Origin of the sequence: Mesorhizobium sp. M1328, from assembly GCF_040318075.1 — a bacterium.
In the GTDB taxonomy this organism is placed as follows: Bacteria; Pseudomonadota; Alphaproteobacteria; order Rhizobiales; family Rhizobiaceae; genus Mesorhizobium.
On the sequence record NZ_JAMYLO010000008.1, the window covers coordinates 185817 to 206685 of the forward strand.

Annotated in this window: 19 protein-coding genes and 1 pseudogene; 18 read left to right on the top strand and 2 right to left on the bottom strand. The window is 63.4% G+C overall.

Translation table 11 applies throughout. The annotated features are described in order from the left end of the window. Positions 1-79: 79 nt before the first annotated feature. From NKH23_RS17145 to NKH23_RS17180, 8 genes are read left to right on the top strand one after another with little or no spacing between them, the layout of a single operon-like run. A complete protein-coding gene (locus tag NKH23_RS17145) occupies positions 80-1186 on the top strand; it encodes an NAD-dependent epimerase/dehydratase family protein (protein WP_352717741.1) in 1107 nt (368 codons plus the stop codon). Then, on the top strand, positions 1183-2262 hold the full coding sequence (locus NKH23_RS17150; protein WP_352717739.1) for an NAD-dependent epimerase/dehydratase family protein: 1080 nt from the start codon (positions 1183-1185) through the stop codon (positions 2260-2262). Before NKH23_RS17145 ends, NKH23_RS17150 begins: the two co-directional genes overlap by 4 nt. Then, complete coding sequence (locus NKH23_RS17155; protein ID WP_352912870.1) at positions 2259-3551, top strand: TIGR04295 family B12-binding domain-containing radical SAM protein; 1293 nt, start codon at positions 2259-2261, stop codon at positions 3549-3551. The genes NKH23_RS17150 and NKH23_RS17155 overlap by 4 nt, the downstream gene beginning before the upstream one ends. Beyond that, on the top strand, positions 3536-4636 hold the full coding sequence (locus tag NKH23_RS17160; RefSeq protein WP_352912871.1) for a glycosyltransferase family 4 protein: 1101 nt from the start codon (positions 3536-3538) through the stop codon (positions 4634-4636). Before NKH23_RS17155 ends, NKH23_RS17160 begins: the two co-directional genes overlap by 16 nt. Before the next feature lie 2 nt (positions 4637-4638). Beyond that, the gene (locus NKH23_RS17165) at positions 4639-5769 is read left to right on the top strand and encodes a CgeB family protein (RefSeq protein WP_352717735.1); all 1131 of its coding nucleotides are present in this window, start codon (positions 4639-4641) and stop codon (positions 5767-5769) included. Beyond that, complete coding sequence (locus NKH23_RS17170; RefSeq protein WP_352717733.1) at positions 5766-6860, top strand: CgeB family protein; 1095 nt, start codon at positions 5766-5768, stop codon at positions 6858-6860. Before NKH23_RS17165 ends, NKH23_RS17170 begins: the two co-directional genes overlap by 4 nt. Beyond that, a complete protein-coding gene (locus NKH23_RS17175) occupies positions 6857-7966 on the top strand; it encodes a CgeB family protein (protein ID WP_352717731.1) in 1110 nt (369 codons plus the stop codon). The genes NKH23_RS17170 and NKH23_RS17175 overlap by 4 nt, the downstream gene beginning before the upstream one ends. Before the next feature lie 23 nt (positions 7967-7989). Beyond that, positions 7990-9036 carry a UDP-glucuronic acid decarboxylase family protein gene (locus tag NKH23_RS17180; protein ID WP_352717729.1) on the top strand — a complete coding sequence of 349 codons (1047 nt, stop codon included), beginning with the start codon at positions 7990-7992 and terminating at the stop codon, positions 9034-9036. Between the two features lie 244 nt (positions 9037-9280). Here NKH23_RS17180 and NKH23_RS17185 read toward each other — a convergent pair whose 3' ends face one another. Continuing rightward, positions 9281-11113: a hypothetical protein gene (locus tag NKH23_RS17185; RefSeq protein WP_353035097.1), complete on the bottom strand. Its 1833-nt coding sequence runs from the start codon at positions 11111-11113 to the stop codon at positions 9281-9283. A gap of 159 nt (positions 11114-11272) precedes the next feature. Between NKH23_RS17185 and NKH23_RS17190 the strand changes: the two genes are divergently transcribed. The 10 genes and pseudogenes from NKH23_RS17190 (at position 11273) to NKH23_RS17235 (ending at position 19863) form a co-directional block, all read left to right on the top strand. Next, positions 11273-12376: an inositol-3-phosphate synthase gene (locus tag NKH23_RS17190; protein WP_352717725.1), complete on the top strand. Its 1104-nt coding sequence runs from the start codon at positions 11273-11275 to the stop codon at positions 12374-12376. Beyond that, entirely contained in the window at positions 12373-12969 is a 597-nt protein-coding gene (locus NKH23_RS17195; RefSeq protein WP_352467989.1) for a histidine phosphatase family protein, read from the top strand. The genes NKH23_RS17190 and NKH23_RS17195 overlap by 4 nt, the downstream gene beginning before the upstream one ends. Positions 12970-12983: 14 nt before the next feature. Next, positions 12984-14087 (top strand): CgeB family protein, encoded by a 1104-nt coding sequence (locus NKH23_RS17200; RefSeq protein WP_352717722.1) that lies wholly within the window; start codon positions 12984-12986, stop codon positions 14085-14087. After that, the gene (locus tag NKH23_RS17205) at positions 14087-14887 is read left to right on the top strand and encodes a nucleotidyltransferase family protein (protein ID WP_352717720.1); all 801 of its coding nucleotides are present in this window, start codon (positions 14087-14089) and stop codon (positions 14885-14887) included. Before NKH23_RS17200 ends, NKH23_RS17205 begins: the two co-directional genes overlap by 1 nt. Before the next feature lie 2 nt (positions 14888-14889). Then, positions 14890-15651, top strand: coding sequence for a TIGR04290 family methyltransferase (locus NKH23_RS17210; RefSeq protein ID WP_352717718.1), 762 nt, complete (start codon positions 14890-14892; stop codon positions 15649-15651). Beyond that, a complete protein-coding gene (locus tag NKH23_RS17215) occupies positions 15644-16576 on the top strand; it encodes a glycoside hydrolase 5 family protein (RefSeq protein ID WP_352912873.1) in 933 nt (310 codons plus the stop codon). Before NKH23_RS17210 ends, NKH23_RS17215 begins: the two co-directional genes overlap by 8 nt. Before the next feature lie 20 nt (positions 16577-16596). Continuing rightward, positions 16597-17661 carry a glycosyltransferase family 4 protein gene (locus NKH23_RS17220; protein ID WP_352717714.1) on the top strand — a complete coding sequence of 355 codons (1065 nt, stop codon included), beginning with the start codon at positions 16597-16599 and terminating at the stop codon, positions 17659-17661. Between the two features lie 7 nt (positions 17662-17668). After that, positions 17669-18658 carry a GNAT family N-acetyltransferase gene (locus NKH23_RS17225; RefSeq protein WP_352717712.1) on the top strand — a complete coding sequence of 330 codons (990 nt, stop codon included), beginning with the start codon at positions 17669-17671 and terminating at the stop codon, positions 18656-18658. A gap of 59 nt (positions 18659-18717) precedes the next feature. Further along, positions 18718-19422, top strand: a pseudogene (locus NKH23_RS17230) (class I SAM-dependent methyltransferase); the annotation flags it as partial. Positions 19423-19644: 222 nt separating this feature from the next. Continuing rightward, positions 19645-19863: a hypothetical protein gene (locus NKH23_RS17235; RefSeq protein WP_352912931.1), complete on the top strand. Its 219-nt coding sequence runs from the start codon at positions 19645-19647 to the stop codon at positions 19861-19863. A gap of 367 nt (positions 19864-20230) precedes the next feature. Here the strand turns inward: NKH23_RS17235 and NKH23_RS17240 are convergent, their stop codons facing one another. After that, entirely contained in the window at positions 20231-20815 is a 585-nt protein-coding gene (locus NKH23_RS17240; protein ID WP_352516484.1) for a sigma-70 family RNA polymerase sigma factor, read from the bottom strand. Positions 20816-20869: the final 54 nt, after the last annotated feature.

The window sequence follows — 20869 nt, forward strand, 5'->3', positions numbered from 1 at the left end:
CTGAACTTTGTTGAAGCAAGGGAACAAACCTTTCGCCCGGAAGTTTGGGGCGGCAAAGCCATTCGTATGAGGAGTTGTCGTGAAACGTATACTGGTCACGGGAGGCTGCGGTTTTATCGGCCGCCACGTCGCCCAGGAACTCGTTGAACATGGCTATGGGGTTTCAATTCTCGATGCACTGCTGGACCAGGTGCATGGCGGCGAGGCAATCAGCCTGCCGCCAGGCGCCAAGCTGATCAAAGGCGACGTTCGCGATCGCGACGCCATCACGGAGGCGGTCGACGATGTCGACGCGATCATTCACCTGGCGGCTGAAGTGGGCGTCGGCCAGTCCATGTACGAGATCGCCCGCTATGTCGGCGCCAACGACCTCGGCACCGCCACGTTGCTGGAGGCACTGATCAAACGGCCGATCGAACGGATCGTCGTTGCGTCGTCGATGAGTGTCTATGGCGAGGGTCTCTATGCCACGCCGGACGGCCGGCGCATCGACAATGCAAGACGGCAGCCGGACGACATCCGCAGCGGCCAATGGAATCCCCTGTCGCCGGAAGGTGAAGTCCTGTCGCCGCTGCCGACCGACGAGCAGAAACCGGTCGATCTCGCCTCGATCTACGCACTGACAAAATACGCCCAGGAACGCGCCGTACTGATCTTCGGCGAAACCTACGGCGTCGACGCGGTGGCGCTGCGCCTGTTCAATGTCTTCGGCGCCGGACAGGCGCTCTCGAACCCGTATACCGGCGTGTTGGCGAACTTCGCCTCGCGCATCGCCAATGGCCAGCGGCCGCTGATTTTCGAGGACGGCGAACAGAAGCGCGATTTCGTGCATGTGCGCGACGTTGCCCGCGCCTTCCGGCTGGCGCTGGAACAGCCCCAGGCGCGCAGCCATGTCATCAACATCGGCAGCGGGCGAGCCTACGCGGTCAGCGACGTCGCCCGACTGCTCGCCGAAGCAATGGGCGTGCCTGGCCGCCAGCCGGAAATCCTCGGCAAGGCACGCTCCGGCGATATCCGCAACTGCTTTGCCGACATTTCGAAGGCGCGCGAACTGCTCGGCTTCCAGCCGCAGTACCGGCTGGAGCATTCGCTCGGGGATTTCGTCGCGTGGGTGCGCAACACGGTCGCCATCGATCGCAGCGCCGAGATGAAGCGGGAACTCGAAGCGCGAGGGCTGGTGTCATGAGACCGGATTCACCCGATTTTCGCGAAGCGCCCGTCGCCATTATCGGCGGCAGCGGCTTTATCGGCTCCAACCTCGCCGACAGTCTGTTGTCGGACGGCGAACCGGTGCTGGTCATCGACAATCTGAGCCGTCCCGGCGTCGAGCAGAATCTCGAATGGCTGACGCAAAAGCACGGCAACCGCCTCGCCGCCGAAATCGCCGATATCCGTGACACCGAGGCGCTGATGCCGCTGGTGGCGCGTTCGAAGGCGGTTTTCCACTTTGCCGCGCAGACCGCCGTCACCACGAGCCTGGTTCGGCCGGACGAGGATTTCGACATCAACCTGCGCGGGACATTCAACGTCCTGGAAGCCGCTCGCCGCGGCGGCAAGCGCATCCCCGTCGTTTTCGCCAGCACCAACAAGGTCTATGGCCGCCTCGCTGACCTCGCCATGCGCGAAGAGGATGGCAAATACGCGCCTTGCGACGCGGGCATCCGGGCGCACGGCGTCGACGAGACGCGCGGCCTCGATTTCTGCACGCCCTATGGCTGCTCCAAGGGCGCGGCGGACCAATATGTCCTCGACTACGCCAAGTCATACGATCTGCCGACGGCGGTGCTGCGCATGAGCTGCATCTATGGCCCGCGCCAGTTCGGGACGGAGGATCAGGGCTGGGTCGCCCATTTCCTGCTCAGCGCCTTCTCCGACCGGCCGATCACCATCTATGGCGACGGCAAGCAGGTGCGCGACATCCTCCACGTTGCCGACGCGGTTGCGGCTTACCGCGCGGTGCTCGACCGGATCGAGGCAGTCAAGGGCCTAGCATTCAATCTCGGCGGCGGACCGGACAACGCCGTCAGCCTGCGCATGCTGCTGAAGGAGATTCGCGACATAACGAAACGGGACGTTCCGATCCGTTACGACCGCGAACGCACCGGCGATCAACCGTTCTTCGTCGCCGACACACGCGCGATCGAGGCGGCGCTGGGATGGAAAGCGCACGTCTCGTGGCGAAACGGCATTCGCGACCTCGCCGACTGGCTGCAGCGTCATCGCCTCGACCCGCATCCCGAACCGGCGAGGTACGTGGCATGAAGGTCGCTCTGGTCAATCCGTCCTGGACCTACCAGGACAGCATCTATTTCGGCTGCCGGCAGCCGCATCTGCCGCTCGAACTCGGCTATTCGAAAGCCTTGCTCGAAGCCGCCGGCCACAAGGTGCTGATGCTGGACGGGCAGATCCAGAAGCTCGATAACACCGCGCTTGCCGATCGCGTCGCCGCCTTCGAGCCTGGCATGACCGTCGTCAGCACCGCGCCGACCTACCTGTTCTGGCGCTGCGCACCGCCCGAGTTGCGCGTGCCGGCTGATTTCCTCAACCATCTTGCCGGGCGCGGCGGCCGCACCGTCGCTATCGGGCCACATGGCTCGGCGACGCCGACGCCGACTTTGCGCAAGCTTGGCGTCGACATCGTCGTGCGCGGCGAATGCGAGGAAGTGGTCGCGGAACTTGCCCGGCGCGACGACTGGAGCGCAGTGCCGTCCACGGCCCATTTCAAGGATGGAGAACTGGTTTCGAACGGCGGCGTGCATGCGAGCTCGTTCATCGATCACCCAGCGCTCGAATGGCCGTCGGACTGGATTGCCGCCCATCAGCACCATCATCACCGCTTCGACGATGATCAGGTCGGTTTTGGCGCGGAGGTCGAGGCGTCGCGCGGCTGCCCGTATAATTGCAGCTTCTGCGCCAAGATCGATTTCCGCGATGCTTACCGCCGCAGGAACCACGAGGCGGTGATCGCAGAGATCGACCGGCTGATCGCACAGGGTGTCGGCTACATCTACTTCATCGATGAGATCTTCCTGCCGCAAAAGGCGCTGCTGGAGGCCTTGGTCGATCGCGATGTGAAGTTCGGCGTGCAGACCCGTATTGACCTCTGGAAGCCGGAACTGCTGAAGCTGCTCGGTGCCGCCGGTTGCGTCTCGATCGAGGCGGGCCTCGAAAGCCTGACGGTGGAAGGCCGCGCCATGCTGGCAAAACGCTGCCGGCTGGGCACCGAGGAACTAGCTGCGTTGCTGGTCGACGCAAGGCGCCACGTGCCGTTCGTGCAGGCCAATCTGATCGGCGTGGTCGAGGACGACCCCGCGCTGGTCGACTATTGGCGAAAGCACCTGATCGACAACGGCGTTTGGGCCAACGAACCGGTGCCGCTTTATCCCTATCCGAGTTCGCCGAGCTACCGCGAACTTTGGGGCGAGCCCGATGACCTCGCCTGGGAGCGCGCGCATGAACATTACCTCGCATCCTTCCGAACGTTCAGCGACATCCAGGAGAAGCGTCCGCGTCCGCTGGCCGAATTGGAGGCCACATGTTGCGGACACTGAGCCCGCCACGGCGTATCCTGATGACTGTCGATGCGGTTGGCGGCGTCTGGCGCTATGCGCTCGATCTGGCCAGGCAACTGGTCGCCGGCGGCGACAGCGTTGTGCTTGCCGGGCTTGGTCCGGAACCGTCCAGGCAGCAGGCCGAAGAGGCCCAGTCGTTCGCGGCGCTGACGTGGCTCAACACGCCGCCCGACTGGATGACCCGCAACGAGCACGACCTCGACGCATTGCAGCAGGGGCTGCACCCACTCATCCGTGACTACGCCATCGAAATCGTCCATCTAAACGCGCCGACGCAGGCGGCGGGGCTCGACGTGCCCTGCCCAGTCGTGGCGGTGTCGCATTCCTGCGTGGTGACATGGTTCCACGCCGTCAAGGGACAGGCGGCGGACGGCGAATGGGCCTGGCAGAAGGAGCGCAACCGGCGCGGTTTCGACAAAGCAGGCATGGTCGTTGCACCGAGCCGCAGCCATGCCGACATGCTCGAAACCTGCTACGGGCCGATCACGCGGCTGAGCGTCGTCGGCAACGGCGCGCGGCCCGGCGCGAAGGGCGAGAGGCGGGAATCGGTCGTTTTTGCCGCCGCGCGTTGGTGGGATGAAGGAAAGAACGCGGCGGTGCTTGACCAGGCCGCCTCCCTGACGCAATGGCCGGTTTTCGTTGCCGGCTCCTTGCAAGGCCCGGACGGCCAGCATGTTGGCTTCAGTCATGCGGTTCCCGTCGGGCCGGTGCCACATGAAGAGGTACGCTCATTGATGGCCCGGGCCGGCATTTTCGTATCGCCGTCGCTCTACGAACCGTTCGGTCTGGCCACGCTGGAAGCCGCGATGTCGGCGACGCCCCTGGTGCTCGCCGATATTTCGACCTATCGCGAACTGTGGGACGGCGCGGCCATGTTCTACGACGCGCGCGATCCGGGCGATCTCGCCAGATGCATCAATAGCCTTTGCAGCGACGCGCAGCGCCGGCGAGAGCTCGGTGAAGCAGCCGCCCGCCGAAGCCGCAGATTTTCATTGGCAAGACAGGCGACCGCCATGCGCGGCGTCTACGACAAGGCGGCCCTGGCCACCGTGGCGGATAGTTGATTATGCGGTTTTTGTTCTACACCCATTCGATCGTTTCCGATTGGAACCACGGCAACGCACATTTCCTGCGCGGCATCATGCGTGAGCTGGTCGCGCGCGGGCACCAGGCTATTGCGCTGGAGCCGGCCGACGGCTGGAGCCGGTCGAACCTGCTGGCCGAGAAAGGGTCCTTCGCGATCGAGCGATTCCGGAAGGATTTTCCCGAGTTGATGCCGGTCACCTATGACACCGCCTTCGACCACGAAGCCTGGATCTCCGATGCCGATGTGGTGATCGTGCATGAGTGGACCGAGCCGGACCTTGTCGCGCGGCTGGGAAGGGCGAAAGCAATTGGCGGCCGTTTCACGCTGCTGTTCCACGACACGCACCATCGCGCCATCTCGGCCACGCAAGCGATTTCCGCCTTGCAGCTTGAACATTATGATGGCGTGCTCGCCTTCGGCGAGGCGCTGCGGGAAAGCTATCTTCGCGCCGGATGGGGCAAGCGGGTCTTCACCTGGCACGAGGCAGCCGATGACCATCTGTTCCAGCCCCATCCTGAAATCGAGCGTAGCGCCGACCTGATCTGGATCGGCAATTGGGGCGACGACGAGCGCAGCACCGAAATCAGGGAATTCCTGGTCGACCCGGTGCATGAGCTTGGCCTGAGCGGCACTGTCCACGGCGTCCGCTATCCACGCGAGGCGCTCGCCGACCTCGCCGCCGCCGGCCTGCGCTACGAAGGCTGGATCGCCAATGCCGACGTGCCGAAGGCATTCGCGGCGAACCGCATCACGGTTCACATCCCGCGGCGTCCATATCGCGAAAGCCTGCCCGGCATCCCGACCATCCGCATGTTCGAGGCGCTCGCCTGCGGCATCCCACTCGTTTCGGCGCCGTGGTCCGATGTCGAACGTCTGTTCAGGCCGGGCACCGATTTCCTGTTTGCAAACACCGGCTTCGAGATGCGGCATCATCTTCGCGCCGTGCTGCGTGACGCGGATCTCGCCGCATCTCTGGCGACATCGGGCCTCGAGACGATCCGCTCACGGCACACATGCCGGCACCGGGCGGATGAATTGTTCGGCGTGCTCGCCGAATGCGGGCACCGCCAAGCCGCCGACACGATCCTTGCAAAGGAGGCCGCCGAATGAAGATCGCATTTTACGGATCGAGCCTGCTGTCGACCTATTGGAACGGCGCGGCCACCTATTACCGCGGATTGCTCAAGGCCCTGGCCAAGCTGGGCTATGACATCACCTTCTACGAGCCGGACGTCTACGATCGCCAGAAGAATCGCGACATCGAAGCGCCGGACTGGTGTGCCGTCGTCGTCTACGAGGCCACCCCGCATGCCATGATGCAGGTGGCGGCGCGGGCGGCGGAGGCGGATATCGTCGTCAAGGCGAGTGGCGTCGGATTCGCCGACGACGCGCTGCTGCGGGCGGTGCTCGATCACGCCCGTGCCGATGCGCTCACCGTATTCTGGGATGTCGATGCGCCGGCGACGCTTGGCCAGTTGCGCGACGAGCCCGACCATCCGCTGCATCGCGCGCTGCAGGAAATCGACCTCGTGCTGACCTATGGCGGCGGCGACCCGGTGGTCTGGGCTTATCGGGCACTGGGGGCGGCCGAATGCGTGCCGATCTACAATGCGCTCGATCCGGAAACGCATCATCCGGTCGGCAAGGATAGGCGCTTCGCCTGCGATCTCGCCTTTCTCGGCAACCGGCTGCCGGACCGCGAGGCGCGCGTCGAGGCTTTCTTCCTCGACCCGGCCAGCCGCTCGGCCGATCAGCGCTTCCTGCTCGGCGGATCGGGCTGGGGCGACAAGCAGATGCCCGCCAATGTCCGATGGCTCGGCCATGTCGGCACGCGTGACCACAATGCATTGAACGTCACGGCCAAGGCGGTCCTCAACATCAGCCGCGACAGCATGGCGGCCAACGGCTTTTCACCTGCGACGCGCGTTTTCGAGGCGGCGGGCGCCGGCGCATGCCTCATCACCGACGCCTGGCTCGGTGTAGACCTGTTCCTGAAATCCGGCGAGGAAATCCTGGTCGCGCGCGATGGCGAGGATGTCGCCGAGATCACGCAAAGCCTTAGCGCCGAACGGGCCAAGGCGATCGGGGCATCTGCGCTTCGGCGGGTGCTTGGTGAACATACCTATACGACACGGGCCGTTTTGGCCGACGCCATTTTCAGGCGCCATTTCGAGCGTCCGACCGTGGAGGCGGCCGAATGACGAAGCCGCTCGACATCGTCTTTCTTGGCCTGTCGCTCTCCTCATCCTGGGGAAACGGCCACGCCACCACCTTTCGGGGGCTGCTTAAAGGTCTCCACGAACTCGGCCACCGCGTCACCTTTCTCGAACGCGACGTGCCGTGGTACGCAAGTCATCGGGATCTGCGCGATCCCGATTTCTGCGCGTTACGCTACTATGAAACGATCGACGATCTTCGCCGCAATTTTGCGCGCTGCCTGCGCGATGCCGATATCGTGGTCGTCGGCTCCTTTGTTCCGGAAGGCCCTAAAATCATCGACGTCGTGGCATCGCTGTGCACGGGTCAGTTCTGCTTTTACGACATCGACACGCCGGTCACGCTGGCAAAGCTTTCAACCGATGATTGCGAGTACATTGCCAGGCGGCAGGTCCCGTATTTCGACGTGTACTTCTCCTTCACCGGCGGGCCGACGCTTGCCCGTCTGACGGCGGAATTCGGCGCGAGGCGGGCCGAGCCGCTCTACTGCTCCGTCGACCCGGAACGGCATCACGGAACCGGTGATCCAATCCGCTGGGATCTCGGCTATCTCGGCACCTACAGCCCCGACCGCCAGGCGACGCTGGAGGCCCTGCTGTTCGAACCGGCGCGTCGCATGCCGGAGCGCCGCTTCGTCGTGGCAGGTTCGCAATATCCGCGCGAAATCGTCTGGCCGGACAACGTCGATCGTATCGAACACCTGCCGCCGGCAGATCACGCGGCCTTTTACAGCCGCCAACGCTACACGTTGAACGTCACGCGCAGTTCCATGATCGCGGCCGGATGGTCGCCCAGCGTGCGACTCTTCGAGGCAGCCGCCTGCGGCACGGCGATCATCAGCGATCGCTGGGCCGGACTGGACAGCCTGTTTCCAGAGCGGACGATCCACACCGCGCGCAGGACCGAGGACGTAATCGGAATCCTGTCCGGGGAGTCCGATGGCGCCCGGCTTGCCATGGCCAAGCAGGCGCGCGTGCTCATCCTGGCAGCCCACACAAGCATCGCAAGAGCCCGCGAATTCGTTTCGCTGCTGGCGCAGGCCAAATCGCCACGTTCTGTTCTCGATCTGGACGTCGAGAGCGCAGCATGACCCGCAGACGGGAGAAGATAGAGATGCAGCTATCAAGAAAGGCGCAACGGACCAAGACCGTGCTTGTCGCCGGCGGCGCAGGCTTCCTCGGTTCGCATCTTTGCGAGACAATGCTCCAGGCCGGCTGGCGCGTGATCTGCGTCGACAATTTCCTTACCGGCCGCATGGAGAACATAGCATCGATCGCCAATCGTCCGGATTTTCGGCTGATCAAGCAAGACATTTGCCGACCGTTGGAGCTTGGCGAACCGGTTGACCGCATCTTCAACATGGCGTGCGCGGCCTCGCCGCCGCGTTACCAGGCCGACCCGGTCCACACGACGCAGACTTGTGTCATCGGGACGCTCAATCTGCTGGAGCTCGCCGCCCGTAACGGCGCCCGGTTCCTGCAGGCGTCCACCAGCGAAATTTATGGCGATCCCGAACAGCATCCGCAGAAGGAAGACTATGTCGGCCACGTGAACTGCATCGGCCCCCGCGCCTGCTATGACGAAGGCAAGCGCACCGCCGAAACCCTGTGTTTCGATTATTTGAGAATGGGAAAGGCCGATATCCGTGTCGCGCGCATCTTCAACACCTATGGTCCCAGGATGGACCCTGCGGACGGACGGATCGTTTCCAACCTGATCATGCAGGCACTCGAGAGACGGCCGCTGACGATATTCGGCGACGGGCTGCAGACCAGGTCGTTCTGCTACGTTTCCGATCTGGTCGACGGCTTGATCCGGTTGATGGAGGTCGATCCCAATCCGCGCCAGCCGGTCAATCTGGGCAATCCGGGGGAGTTCACCATCCTGCAACTGGCGGGCCTGGTGAGGCGCATGACCAGCACCGAATCCGCCTTGAAATTCCTGCCGCTGCCGCAAGACGATCCTCGTCGTCGGCAACCCGACATTTCCCGTGCAAGGAAGCTTCTCGGCTGGTCGCCAAAAGTGCCGCTCAGGCAAGGTTTGATGCGCACGATCGGATATTTTGCCGAGCTTGAGACGGCGCAGATGGTCGATAGAAGACGTCGAATTGCCGCCACCGCGCGTTCCGCATCAGGCCGGCTGCAAAACCTGCCGGCCTGATAGCGGGGAGCGTCTGGCCGCTGCATGATCGCGCGGTCGTTGCGGATTTGGTCACTTTTTCTCGTCGCGGGAACAACCCGTCCAGCTTCTGGTTCTGCCAAGGTACCGGCATGGAGACGATTGTGCATCCCAAACGATCCGCCAAAGACATCGAACAAATGGCCGCAAGAGAGACGGCTGCCTTCCTGCGGCGCGCCTCCATCACCTATCTGGAATGTTGCGTGAGCCTGATGCTGACGCATCTTCAGAGGGAGGAGGTAGCGGCCATCCTCGAAAAGGAAGCGGATATGCTTCGCCGGCTGGACTGATCCTGGTCGAAGGGCCGCAGGTCCCCTTGGTTATCCAGGAAACGAAGCAACATCGCCGTATAACGTCTTGCCGCGGCCGCCAGCCGGATCTGTTCCCGATCATCGCCAGATCGTGCAGCCATGCTCCACAAGCCAAGCTGGAAGGCGAGATAGCAGGGCTCGTAGTAGTGGACCAGATTGGCATCGACGGGACGAGACGTAGTCGCTTCCACAGCCTTGCAGAGCGCCGCAGTCGCCGCATTGGAGAGGCTGTATTCAACGCGGGCGCCGGCAATGTCCCAGGCGATGTCCTGGCAGCCGATCAGATCGTGCGATCGGCAATGGTCGAGGGCGTCCGTCTTGACCAGCCTTCCACCGCGCGAAAGGATGAACTCCCACGGATGAAGCCGCCCGTCGATCTTGACCCGCTGCATGGTCTTGGGTGGAGCCTGTCTCGAGAACCAGTTCCGCAACTCCGTGGCGCGGCTTTCGCCTAAAGCCTCGCTTGTATTCTGCACGGCCATGTCTGCAAGCGCCTCCAGCGAGGCACCCGGCTCGGAGGCGGGCAGATTGGCTGCGCGCCAAGACAGATAGCGCGCGAGATGAGCGACCACCTTTTCTTTCGAATGCCTTGCCCGGTCCAGCGTTGTACCGTCGATCCAGCGTTCGACGAGAAAGCCATGGCACAGCCCGGCGACGTCCGGGCCAAAGCCTGCATCGTGCAGCCTCCTGGCAGTCTCGGCCTTGTGCATTCCGATTTCACCGAGGCCGACGAATTTGACCGACCATTTTTCCCGGCCCGCAGAAGCGACGAACTTCCGCCGCTCGAAGCCGCGGTGAACGGGTGGCCAATGGTCCTGCGAGCCATAGTGCAGGCGACGCCACTCTCCGCCGGATGTTTCTATCAGGCTGACCTCCGTGCTGCCGATCGTCCTGGCGACCCAATCCCGCAACGTCGGGACAGCGGATCCAGCGGGGAAAGTCCGTTCGAAATCCGCGGTGTGTTTTTGGCAAACCGTCCATGCCTCACGACTGTCCGCCGATGCCTCGGGACCCGGCCCACCCGAATGGCTTGGGAACAGATGGATGCGCCCGGCATCGATGCCCAGCGCTTGCAGCCATGCGACGACGGCGTGAAACGAACTGCCTGACAGGCCCGGGCCTTCGTCGACGACAGCGAAATCGGCCGACGGCCTTGTCCTCCAGCCGCCGATCAGTTCCGGATCGGCGGCAAGCCGCCTGCGAAACGGATGATCGGTCGGACGGACGCTGACGGGTGCCGGTGCGCCGATGGCTGCCGCCACCATCGCTGCCAGCCCCAGGCCGATGCTGCGGATGCCGATCACGCATGTGTTCGCATCGAGACCCGACTGCCGCGCGGCGACGAAATAGCTCTCCGGATAGAGCGCGTAATGGGCAAATCCTTCAGCCGTGCCGGTCAGGATTTCGCCATCGCAATCGAGTTCGGCCAGCATTCGCGGCACTTCAGCATCGATCGGGCCGTCGATGGCGAATCCGGCCCCCCACGATCTGCCAACGTCCCGGGCCAAGCCGACCAGGAGATTTGCGCCCGCGATCCGCTGTAGGGAATTCCTGTCCATGCCGTTGGCCTCGAATTCAGCATCGGCGAGGCCCTGGACCAGTTCCGAAGCCCTGATGAACAGGCCGACCAAGGCTGCGTGGCGTTCGATCCCACTTGGCATGTCCGCAATGTGCCCGGCCGCGTCGCAGGCCGAGCCGCGAACATGTCGCGCGCTCTCAATTCGCTTGTGGTCGCCATAGACGATCATTGTCCCGTCCCGGTTTGCCTCACCCCTGGCTGCACAACTCGGCGGGCGCTACTTTGATCCACTATCGGTTGAACGATTTTTGCAGCCGGCAAGGAACAATCCGGGAGGAAGGCGGTTTGGCACGAAGAACTTACCTTCAACAGCATAGGCAGCGGTTTCGTGGGATCGAAGAAAGTTCGAATCGGTATAGTCGGCGTCGGCAACTGCGCCTCCTCCCTTGTTCAGGGCATCACCTATTACCGCGACGCAAGGAGCAATGAGCCCATACCCGGGCTGATGCATGCCGATCTTGGCGGCTATCATGTCAAGGACATCAAGGTGGTCTGCGCTTTCGATGTCGCCAAGGGCAAGGTCGGACGCGATGTGGCAGACGCGATCTACAGCGCGCCGAACAATACTTTCCGCTTTGCCAATGTGGCGCCTACCGGCGCTCGCGTCGAACGCGGACCGACGCTGGACGGCATCGGCAAATATCTGCGCGACGAGATCGAGGAGGCCGACGAGCCGGTCGCCAACGTCGGCAAGATCCTCGCCGAAAGCGGCGCCGAAATCCTGGTGTCCTATCTGCCAGTCGGTTCGGAGGAGGCAACGCGCTTTTATGCCGAGTGCGCGCTCGAGGCGGGCTGCGCCTTCGTCAACTGCATACCAGTCTTCATCGCTTCGCGGCCGGAGTGGCGCCGGCGCTTCGAGCAGCGCGGCCTGCCGCTGATCGGCGACGACATCAAGAGCCAGGTCGGTGCGACGATCGTCCACCGGCTGCTCGCCAACCTGTTCCGTGAGCGCGGCGTGCGCATCGATCGCACTTACCAGCTCAATTTCGGCGGCAACACCGACTTCCTCAACATGCTTGAGCGCGAGCGGCTGGAATCGAAGAAGATCTCAAAGACCCAATCCGTCACTAGCCAGATCGACGTTCCCCTGGAGCCCGGCAACATTCATGTCGGGCCAAGCGACCACGTTCCATGGCTGACCGACCGCAAGTGGGCCTATATCCGGGTCGAAGGCACGACCTTCGGCGGTGTGCCGCTGAATGCCGAGCTCAAGCTGGAGGTGTGGGATTCGCCCAACTCGGCCGGCGTCGTGATCGATGCGGTGCGTTGCGCCAAGCTGGCGCTCGACCGCGGTATCGCGGGCGCGCTGACCGGTCCCTGCAGCTATTTCATGAAATCGCCGCCCGAGCAGTTCACCGACGCGGAAGCCCGCCAGCGCACGCTCTCTTTCATCGCCGGCAAGGACGAGCCGATGCTCGATGCCGCGGAATGACGACGACGTTCTTTCTGGTGCGCCACGCCGCGCACGACAATGTCGGCTGTTATCTTGCCGGACGGATGGCCGGCGTGTGCCTTGGCGAAGCCGGCAGGGCACAGGCCTCGCATCTGGCTGACCGCATGGCACGCGAGGCGATAGCGGCAATCTTTTGTAGCCCGCGCGAACGCACGCAGGAGACGGCCAATCCGATCGCGCTCGCCTGCAATGCCGGTGAAATCGTGATCCGCGAGGAACTCGATGAGATCGACTTCGGCACCTGGTCGGGAAAGACCTTCGAGGAGCTGAACCAGGATGCCGACTGGCGAGCGTGGAACGACCAGCGTCAGCAGGCGAGAACGCCGAGCGGCGAGACCATGCTGGACGTGCAGCAACGCGTCGTCTCGCTGATCGAGCAGGTCCGCGGAACATACCAGAATCAGTGCGTCGCACTGGTCAGCCATGCCGACGTCATCAAGGCCGCCGTGTGCAAAGTGCTCGGCCTGTCGCTGGGAAACTGCTTTCGCTTCGATATCGACCCAGCGTCGATCACCACGGTTGTTTGGGGGGACTGGGGGTCGAAGCTGATCAGACTCAACGAAGCTGCCTGACGGGGAATTGCCGGATGCGCATGGTCATTTTCGGTCTTACCGTGACATCGTCGTGGGGCAACGGCCACGCCACGCTGTGGCGCGGATTGATCCGGGCGATGGCCGGGCTGGGCTGGTCCATCACCTTCTTCGAACGCAACACTCCCTATTATGCCGGGACGCGCGACCTCGACCAGTTGGATGGCGGCAGCATTGTCCTTTATCCGGACTGGCAGGACATTCAGCACGTTGCCGAGCAGGCAATGAATGAGGCCGATGTTGTCATCGTCACCTCCTATTGCCCCGATGCCGTGAGCGCGTCGCGCCTTGCCCACCAGGCCTGTCGCGGGCTGAAGGTCTTCTACGATCTGGACACGCCGGTGACGCTGGCCCGGATCGAACAAGGTGAGCCTCCGGCTTATTTCGGGCCGGAAGGGCTTCGCGATTTCGATCTCGTGCTGAGCTACACGGGAGGAACCGCGATCGACGCATTGAGGTCGATGCTGGGTGCACGCCGCGTCATGCCGCTCTACGGCCATGTCGATCCAGAGCGACACCGGCCCGCCCCGCCCAGGCCGGAGTTTGCCGGCGACCTTTCCTATCTCGGGACCTATGCGGCAGACCGCCAGGCCGGGGTCGAAAGGCTGCTGGTCAATCCGGCTGCGCGCCTGCCGGATCGCCGTTTCATTATTGGCGGCGCACAATATCCGCAAGAATTCCCGTGGAGCGACAATATCTTCTTCGTCCGGCATCTGCCGCCGGCCGACCACCCCGCCTTCTTTTCATCTTCACGACTGACCCTGAACGTGACCCGCGAGGCGATGGCCGAACGAGGCTGGTGTCCTTCCGGCCGGCTGTTCGAAGCCGCCGCTTGCGGTGCTGCGATGGTGAGCGACACATGGCCCGGACTGGAGGCCTTTTTCCGGCCCGGTGAAGAGATCGTCGTGGCCAACAGCACCGACGACGTGGTCGCCGCGCTCGACCTGTCCGACGCCGAGCTTGACGCGATCCGCCGCCGTGCGCGCGAGCGGGTGCTGGACGAACACACCTCGGCGCGGCGGGCGAAGGAATTCGACCGCATCCTGTCCGATGCACTGCACGGCTCCACGCATGGCGAGCCGTTGAAGGAGGCAGTTTGATGTTGGGCATCGTGCCCGCAGCCGGACGGGGAAGCCGCATCCAGCCGCTCGGCTTTTCGAAGGAGCTTCTGCCGGTCGGCAGCCGCATCGACGGCAATACCGAGCGGCCTTGCGCGGTCAGTGAATACCTGGTGCGCCGCATGGTGCGCGCGGGGGCCGACAAGATCTGCTTCGTCATCGGCTCGGGTAAGTCGGATATCCTCGAATATTATTCTGCAGGCTATGCCGATGCGGCCGCTCTGTTTGTGGTGCAGCCCTCTCCGGTCGGCCTTTGCGACGCCATCTTCCGCGCCGCACCGCTCGTCGCAGCCGATGAGACCGTTCTGGTCGGGCTGCCCGATACAATCTGGTTTCCCGAAAACGGCTTCCTGGCCCTTCCGGACGACGGCCTGTCCTTCCTGTTGTTTCCGGTGGACCAGCCGGAATTCTTCGATGCCGTCGTTGTCGATGAGGACGACCGGGTGAAGCAAATCCAGGTCAAGCAGCAGAATGCCCAATCGAACTGGATTTGGGGTGCGTTCAAGATGCCCGGCCGCACCCTTCACCAGCTCGCCGCGCTGTGGCGGGAACGGGACCGGAGCGACGAATATATCGGCACGTTGGTCAATGCCTATCTCGCCGGCGGCGGCGAAGCCTATGGCATCAAGGCTGGCACCGCCTATGTCGACGTCGGCACCTTCAACGGCTACCGCACCGCACTTCGGCTGCTTGAAAGCGCCGCCGGGACCAAGGACGATCAAGCCGCCATTACGCTGCCCGGCCACCAGCACGTTCCTATCCTCGCAGGCGAAGGAGGCTAGCCATGCTGCATTCCGATGCCGAAATCCGCCGCCGTATCGATGCGCTCGGCCCATGGTTCCACAATATGGAACTGGCCGGCATCGAAACCGCTCCCGACCATTTCCTTGGCAACTATCCGCTGATCAAATGGCGCAAATTCGCCGACGCGATTCCCGCCGATCTTTCCGGCAAGGCGGTGCTCGACATAGGCTGCAATGCGGGTTTCTACTCGATCGAGATGAAACGCCGCGGCGCCGGACGCGTGCTAGGCATCGACTTCGATGAGGCTTACCTGGCGCAGGCGCGCTTTGCCGCTGAGGTAGCGGACTGCGACATCGAATTCCGGCAGCTCTCGGTCTACGACGTTGGCGCCCTGCATGAGCGGTTCGACATCGTGCTGTTCATGGGAGTGCTCTACCATTTGCGCCATCCCTTGCTCGCACTCGATCTGATCCGGGAGCACGTCGCCCGGGACCTGATGATCTTCCAGTCGATGCAGCGCGGCAGCACCAACGTGCCGGCGCTCGAGCAGAATTATCATTTCTGGACCCACGACCTGTTCGACCGGCCGGAGTTCCCAAAGCTGCATTTCATCGAGCATCGTTACGCTGACGACCCCACCAACTGGTGGATTCCCAATCGCGCCTGCACCGAAGCCATGCTGCGCAGCGCCGGCTTCGAGATTGTGCTGCAACCGGAGCAGGAGGTCTATTTCTGCCGTACCGCCGACGCGCCGGCCGGCGGCGGCGCCGTCTACCCGTTGAAAGGACAGATAAATGATTGAAGCCGCGATGATCTGGAACGAGCCCAACAACAAATCCCACTGGGATCCCGAGCTCGACCCCGACTGGAGCCGCTTCGCCACTACGGCAATCCTGGCCGCCGACGCGATAGCGTCGGAGAATCCCGCCTTGATCAAGGTGCTGGGCGGCATCTCGCCGATCGATGCCGGTTTCATGACACGGATGAAGGAATTCGGCGTGCTCGATCATGTCGACGCGGTCGCGGTGCACGGCTTTCCGCTCGACTGGAACCTCTGGCAGATCCACGAATGGCCGCAGAAGATCGGCGAGATTTCGGCTGTTACCGATCTCCCGGTATGGGTCAGCGAGGTCGGCGTATCGACCTTCGGCGCCGAGGAGGTACAGGTCTGGGGCCTGCGCCGGACCGCGGAATTGCTGATCGGCAACGCACCGCGCATCCAATGGTACAGCCTCTACGACCTGCCGCGCGAGTGGGAAGCGACGACGCGCCATCGCGAGTCGGAAGGCTCTTCCTATTACCGCCATTTCTACATGGGCCTGCTTCGTCAGGACGGCACGCCAAAGCCCGCGTTCGAGGAGTTTCTGCACCACGCGCCGGCAATGGGACTGGTGCAGTGGTTCCATTTCGAAGATCACCGGCTGGACGACGCCGTCGCCTGGATGAAACGGCTCGGCGTCACCAATCTGCGCACCGGGCTTTCCTGGGCCGACAGATTCAGGCCCAACGCGCTTGACTGGTTCGACCGGCAGATGGAGGCTTTGGCCGACTTCGACGTGACGGTCACCTTCTGCTTCACGCCGGAACACCGCGGATTGATGCCGCACCACAGCAGTCCGCCACTGGTGCCTGAGGAATTCGCCGAGTTCTGCGCGGCAATGACGCGCCGCTATGCCGGCAGCATCGCTGCCCCTTCGGTCGGCAGGCTGCGCGCCTCTGCAGCGTGAGGAGCTTTGGCTCTCCAGCCATGACGCTCACCGTCCTCAACGTCGCCTATCCCCTCGCTCCCGTCGGGCCGGATGCGGTCGGTGGTGCCGAGCAGGTGCTGTCGATGCTCGACCAGGCGCTCGTACAGGCCGGACACCGCTCGATCGTGATCGGCTGCCAGGGATCGAGCGCTGCGGGTGTCCTCATCGAGACGCCGGCCGAGCCGGGCGTGCTCGATGAAGCGGCGAAGCGCCGGGCGCAGCGTGGTCATCGCGCCGCAATTGCTACTGCGCGCGCGCGCTGGCCGATCGACGTGGTTCATTTGCACGGCATCGATTTCGACGCCTATCTGCCGGGCGACGGGCCGACATTGGTGACCTTGCATTTGCCGCTCGACTGGTATCCGGCCGACGCTCTCAATCCGGCGCGGGGGGATCTGTGGCTGCATGCGGTATCGGCGGCTCAGCAAAGGACCGCGCCACCGGGAGCCAGGCTGATCGGGCCGATTCCCAACGGAGTGGACATCGACGCGCTGAGCGAGCCGCAGGCCAAGCGCGACTTTGCGCTCGTGCTCAGCCGCGTCTGCCCGGAAAAGGGCATCCATCTGGCGCTGGACGCAGCCAAGAAGGCCAGCGTGCCGCTGGTCATCGGTGGCAAGGTCTACCCCTATGAAACGCACACAGCGTATTTTCGCGACGAGGTCGAACCCCGGCTGGACGACCGGCGCCGCTTCCTTGGTCCGCTCGGCTTTGTCGCCAAGCGGCGCCTGCTGAACACAGCCCGCTGCCTGGTCATCCCGAGCCTTGCCGCGGAAACCAGTTCGCTCGTCGCCATGGAGGCGCTCGCCTGCGGCACCCCCGTGGTGGCCTTCCCGAATGGCGCACTGCCGGATGTGGTCGAGCACGGCAAGACCGGGTATCTGGTCGGGGATGTCGACGAGATGGCCGAAGCCATCGCTGCCGCACCCGGCCTGGACCCCGAGACCTGCCGGGCCGAGGCGCGGCGGCGCTTTTCACTCGACCGCATGGTTTCCTCCTACATGGACGCCTATCGGGCGCTGGCACAGCTCGGCACAAACAGCGGGCAGTTCGCGACGGCGAGGTGAGCGGGACATGCTCCGCAGTGAGATCATCGACGATCCGGCGGACCTCGAAGCCCTCGAGCCGCACTGGTGGGAACTCTGGTCGCGCAGTCCCTCGGCGACGCCGTTCCAGTCTCCCGCATGGTTGCTGCCATGGTGGCGGACATTCGCTCCCGGCGAGCTAGCGACGGTCGCCGTCTGGCATGGCGACGATCTGGTCGGCCTGGCGCCACTTTATCTGGAATGCCAGGTCGCCGGGGCGCGGCTGCTTCCGCTCGGCATTTCGTTGAGCGACTATCTGGATGTCCTTTGTATTCCCCAAACCGCCGAACCGGTCGCCGTCGGCATCGCCGACACGGTTCTTTCCCTCGGCTGGTCACAGTGGATCTTGCAGGACCTGCCTCCCGGCAGCGCCGGCCTTGCCATCAGGCATGCCGCGCTCGAATCGTGCCAAGCCGTCGATCACGCCGCTTGCCCGGTGCTCGCCCTCGCCGGCGACCAGACGCTTCAAGGCTGTGTTCCGGCGCGGCGGAGGCGCCAGTTGCGCCGCGCCCACAGGGCCGCGTCGAGACGCGGCAGGGTCTCCATCGAACCCGCTTTGTCCGATCCGCAGACATTCCTCGATCACCTGATCCGCCTTCACCGCGCGCGCTGGGCCGGACACGGCGACGGCGTTCTGTCCGATACCCGCGTGGAAGAATTCCACCGTCACGCGCTGCCGAAGCTGGCTGCTCAGGCACTTGCTCGATGCTGGCTTGTCGCCATCGGTGGCGCGATCGTGGGCGCCTACTACGGGTTCCATCATCGTGGCCGCGCTTACGCTTATCTCGGTGGCTTCGATCCGGGCTATGCGGAGGAAAGTCCCGGCGCGCTGCTCATTGGCCGGGCGATAGGGCAGGCGATCTGCGAAGGCGCGGAAGAGTTCGATTTTCTGCGCGGACAAGAGGCCTACAAATACAGCTGGGGCGCCGTCGACCGGTGGACGATGCGCAAGATCTGGACGCGGAGCAAAGGGCGATGAGCGCGAGCCAGCCGGGATCTCGGCGGTCGACATCAGCAAGGCGGGTGCTGGAGGACTGCATGGCAGACGGTGCCGGCGTCGAAGCCGTCATCGCCAGGCTGGCTCTCCGTTTCGAGACAGGAATTGATGCCGCAGAATTGGCGAAGATCGTGCAAAACACGCACTCGGCCGACCCACGAAAGACGGCAAAACTACAACGAATTGCGGACCTGCTTCAGCGCAGGCCCGAGATCTTCCCCACGCTGTGCAAAACGGGTGGTGCCGTTCGGCACGAACGCGGTGAGGGAGAGACCGACGATGCGGTCGTCAAGCGGCTGGCGGCCGGGTTTGACGCGGCGGCGGCGATCTCCCCGGCGGCGAGCGTCCAGCTGTCGTCGCTGGGCAATGAGGAAAAGCTCTCTGCCGCTACGGCTGAGATCGTTGCATGGCTGGAGAGCCGGGGCTTTACCGGCAGCAGCCGCGACATACTGGATATCGGCTGTGGTATCGGTCGGTTCGAACAGGCGCTCTCCGCTCTGTCGCACCGGATCGTCGGCAGCGATATATCCCCGGCGATGATCTCGATCGCCCGTCGGCGATGCGCCGGGCTCGGTAATGTAGAATTCCGCCCTACCCGCGGTTTCGATCTTGCCGATTTTCGCGATGCCAGCTTCGACCGCGTGTTGGCCGTCGACAGCTTTCCCTATCTGGTGCTGGCCGGCCTCGCGGAACGACATTTCGTGGAAATCGCACGCGTGCTGAAGAGGCCAGGCATGGCCGTGCTTTTGAATTACTCATATCGCGGATCGCCGGCGCTGGATCGCGCCGACGTTCATACTTTCGCCAATGCAAATGGCATGCAAGTCCTCGTCGACGGCGAAAAGCCGTTCCGGCACTGGGACGGCGATGCCTTCCTGCTTACGATTTCCGGCGGAACATTGCGGCCCACCGCTGGTTCGGATGCCGAACGGGAAAAGCCGCTATTCGACAGTATGAAGGAGGACAAGATGGCGTCCGGCAGCAAGAAGCACATCGGTCGCGGCGGTCACGGCAAAGGCGCTGGCGCTGGCGCGATGACCGATCTTCCCAAGGACAAGATCGAAGAGAACGCCGTTCTGTCCAACAGAGATAAGAAGCAGCACACCAAGGAGCGTGGGCTCGACGGCAATCGGGTCAAATCCGAGCAGTACCAGGATCATTCAGCGGATCGGCGGCCTGAAGACTGATCGTTGCGGCAGCATGTGGCTTGCAGCCGGCGAGCAATTGAAACGCAGCGAGAGCCCAACTGCTGACCAAGCTGTGCAAGGACCGAAGCCGGTCGCATGGATGGCCTGCAAATTCTTGCAAACTCGCACTGTTGCCACCAGAGTGAGGTGAAGGGACCAACATTTGCCAAGAGAACGCGATGTCTCGCTCAAGGGAAGATTCCGTCAGCACGCGTGCCGATCTGACGATAGACCGGGAAATCGCTTCCTTGCTTGCGGCCATCGAACAGGAAAGGGTTCCTGACCGGCTGACCAAACTTGCGATCGAATTGCAGAACGCGCTTGTGAAAAGACGATTGCGCGAAACCAGTAATTAACGTGACATGTATTAGCGGCGCCTCTCGGCTTCGAAGTCCAGTTGTCCTTCGGACAGATAGCTGCGCCTTTCCATCAGCGTTTGCGAGGAACTTTCGCCAAGGTATTGCAGCACTCCGGCGCGTGCCCTGTTGAGCCGGCTCTTCACGGTTCCCACCGCGCAACCGCATATTTCGGCCGTTTCCTCATAGCTGACGCCCAGCACGCCTATTAGCATCAGAACCTCGCGCTGGTGCTCGGGAAGGCTCTGGATGGCCTGGTGGACTTCCTTGCCCTGTACGGACCATTCCTGTGTCGCTTCCGAGATCGGCCGCAGCGAAGCGCAGTCGAGCAGGCCGGGCGCTTCCCTCACTGCGGCCCTGACACGCGTGTAGTAGGTGTTGCGCATGATCGTGAAGAGCCATGACTTCATGCGCGTTCCAGCTTCGAACTTGTCAATGTTGGCCAGTCCCTTGGTCAGCGTCTCCTGGACCAGGTCGTCGGCATCATCGGGAGTGCGGCAGAAAGTACGCGCGAAAGCCCTTAAAGCGGGTATGAGGTGGACGATGGAAACTTCTTCGGTTTCGCGGGTCGCGAAGGCGTAGGCTGTGGGTGGCAATGGTCCAGCTCCCGTCCAGAATGAGTTCGTGAGCGCAGACCTGTTAAATGCATT

Coding starts and splice junctions, on each gene's coding strand:
- NKH23_RS17150 (WP_352717739.1), top strand. CDS start 1,183: ATGAGACCGGATTCACCCGATTTTCGCGAAGCGCCCGTCGCCATTATC.
- NKH23_RS17185 (WP_353035097.1), bottom strand. CDS start 11,113: ATGATCGTCTATGGCGACCACAAGCGAATTGAGAGCGCGCGACATGTT.
- NKH23_RS17225 (WP_352717712.1), top strand. CDS start 17,669: ATGCTCCGCAGTGAGATCATCGACGATCCGGCGGACCTCGAAGCCCTC.
- NKH23_RS17200 (WP_352717722.1), top strand. CDS start 12,984: ATGCGCATGGTCATTTTCGGTCTTACCGTGACATCGTCGTGGGGCAAC.
- NKH23_RS17205 (WP_352717720.1), top strand. CDS start 14,087: ATGTTGGGCATCGTGCCCGCAGCCGGACGGGGAAGCCGCATCCAGCCG.
- NKH23_RS17195 (WP_352467989.1), top strand. CDS start 12,373: ATGACGACGACGTTCTTTCTGGTGCGCCACGCCGCGCACGACAATGTC.
- NKH23_RS17175 (WP_352717731.1), top strand. CDS start 6,857: ATGACGAAGCCGCTCGACATCGTCTTTCTTGGCCTGTCGCTCTCCTCA.
- NKH23_RS17170 (WP_352717733.1), top strand. CDS start 5,766: ATGAAGATCGCATTTTACGGATCGAGCCTGCTGTCGACCTATTGGAAC.
- NKH23_RS17160 (WP_352912871.1), top strand. CDS start 3,536: ATGTTGCGGACACTGAGCCCGCCACGGCGTATCCTGATGACTGTCGAT.
- NKH23_RS17235 (WP_352912931.1), top strand. CDS start 19,645: ATGGCGTCCGGCAGCAAGAAGCACATCGGTCGCGGCGGTCACGGCAAA.
- NKH23_RS17165 (WP_352717735.1), top strand. CDS start 4,639: ATGCGGTTTTTGTTCTACACCCATTCGATCGTTTCCGATTGGAACCAC.
- NKH23_RS17155 (WP_352912870.1), top strand. CDS start 2,259: ATGAAGGTCGCTCTGGTCAATCCGTCCTGGACCTACCAGGACAGCATC.
- NKH23_RS17215 (WP_352912873.1), top strand. CDS start 15,644: ATGATTGAAGCCGCGATGATCTGGAACGAGCCCAACAACAAATCCCAC.
- NKH23_RS17220 (WP_352717714.1), top strand. CDS start 16,597: ATGACGCTCACCGTCCTCAACGTCGCCTATCCCCTCGCTCCCGTCGGG.
- NKH23_RS17210 (WP_352717718.1), top strand. CDS start 14,890: ATGCTGCATTCCGATGCCGAAATCCGCCGCCGTATCGATGCGCTCGGC.
- NKH23_RS17180 (WP_352717729.1), top strand. CDS start 7,990: ATGCAGCTATCAAGAAAGGCGCAACGGACCAAGACCGTGCTTGTCGCC.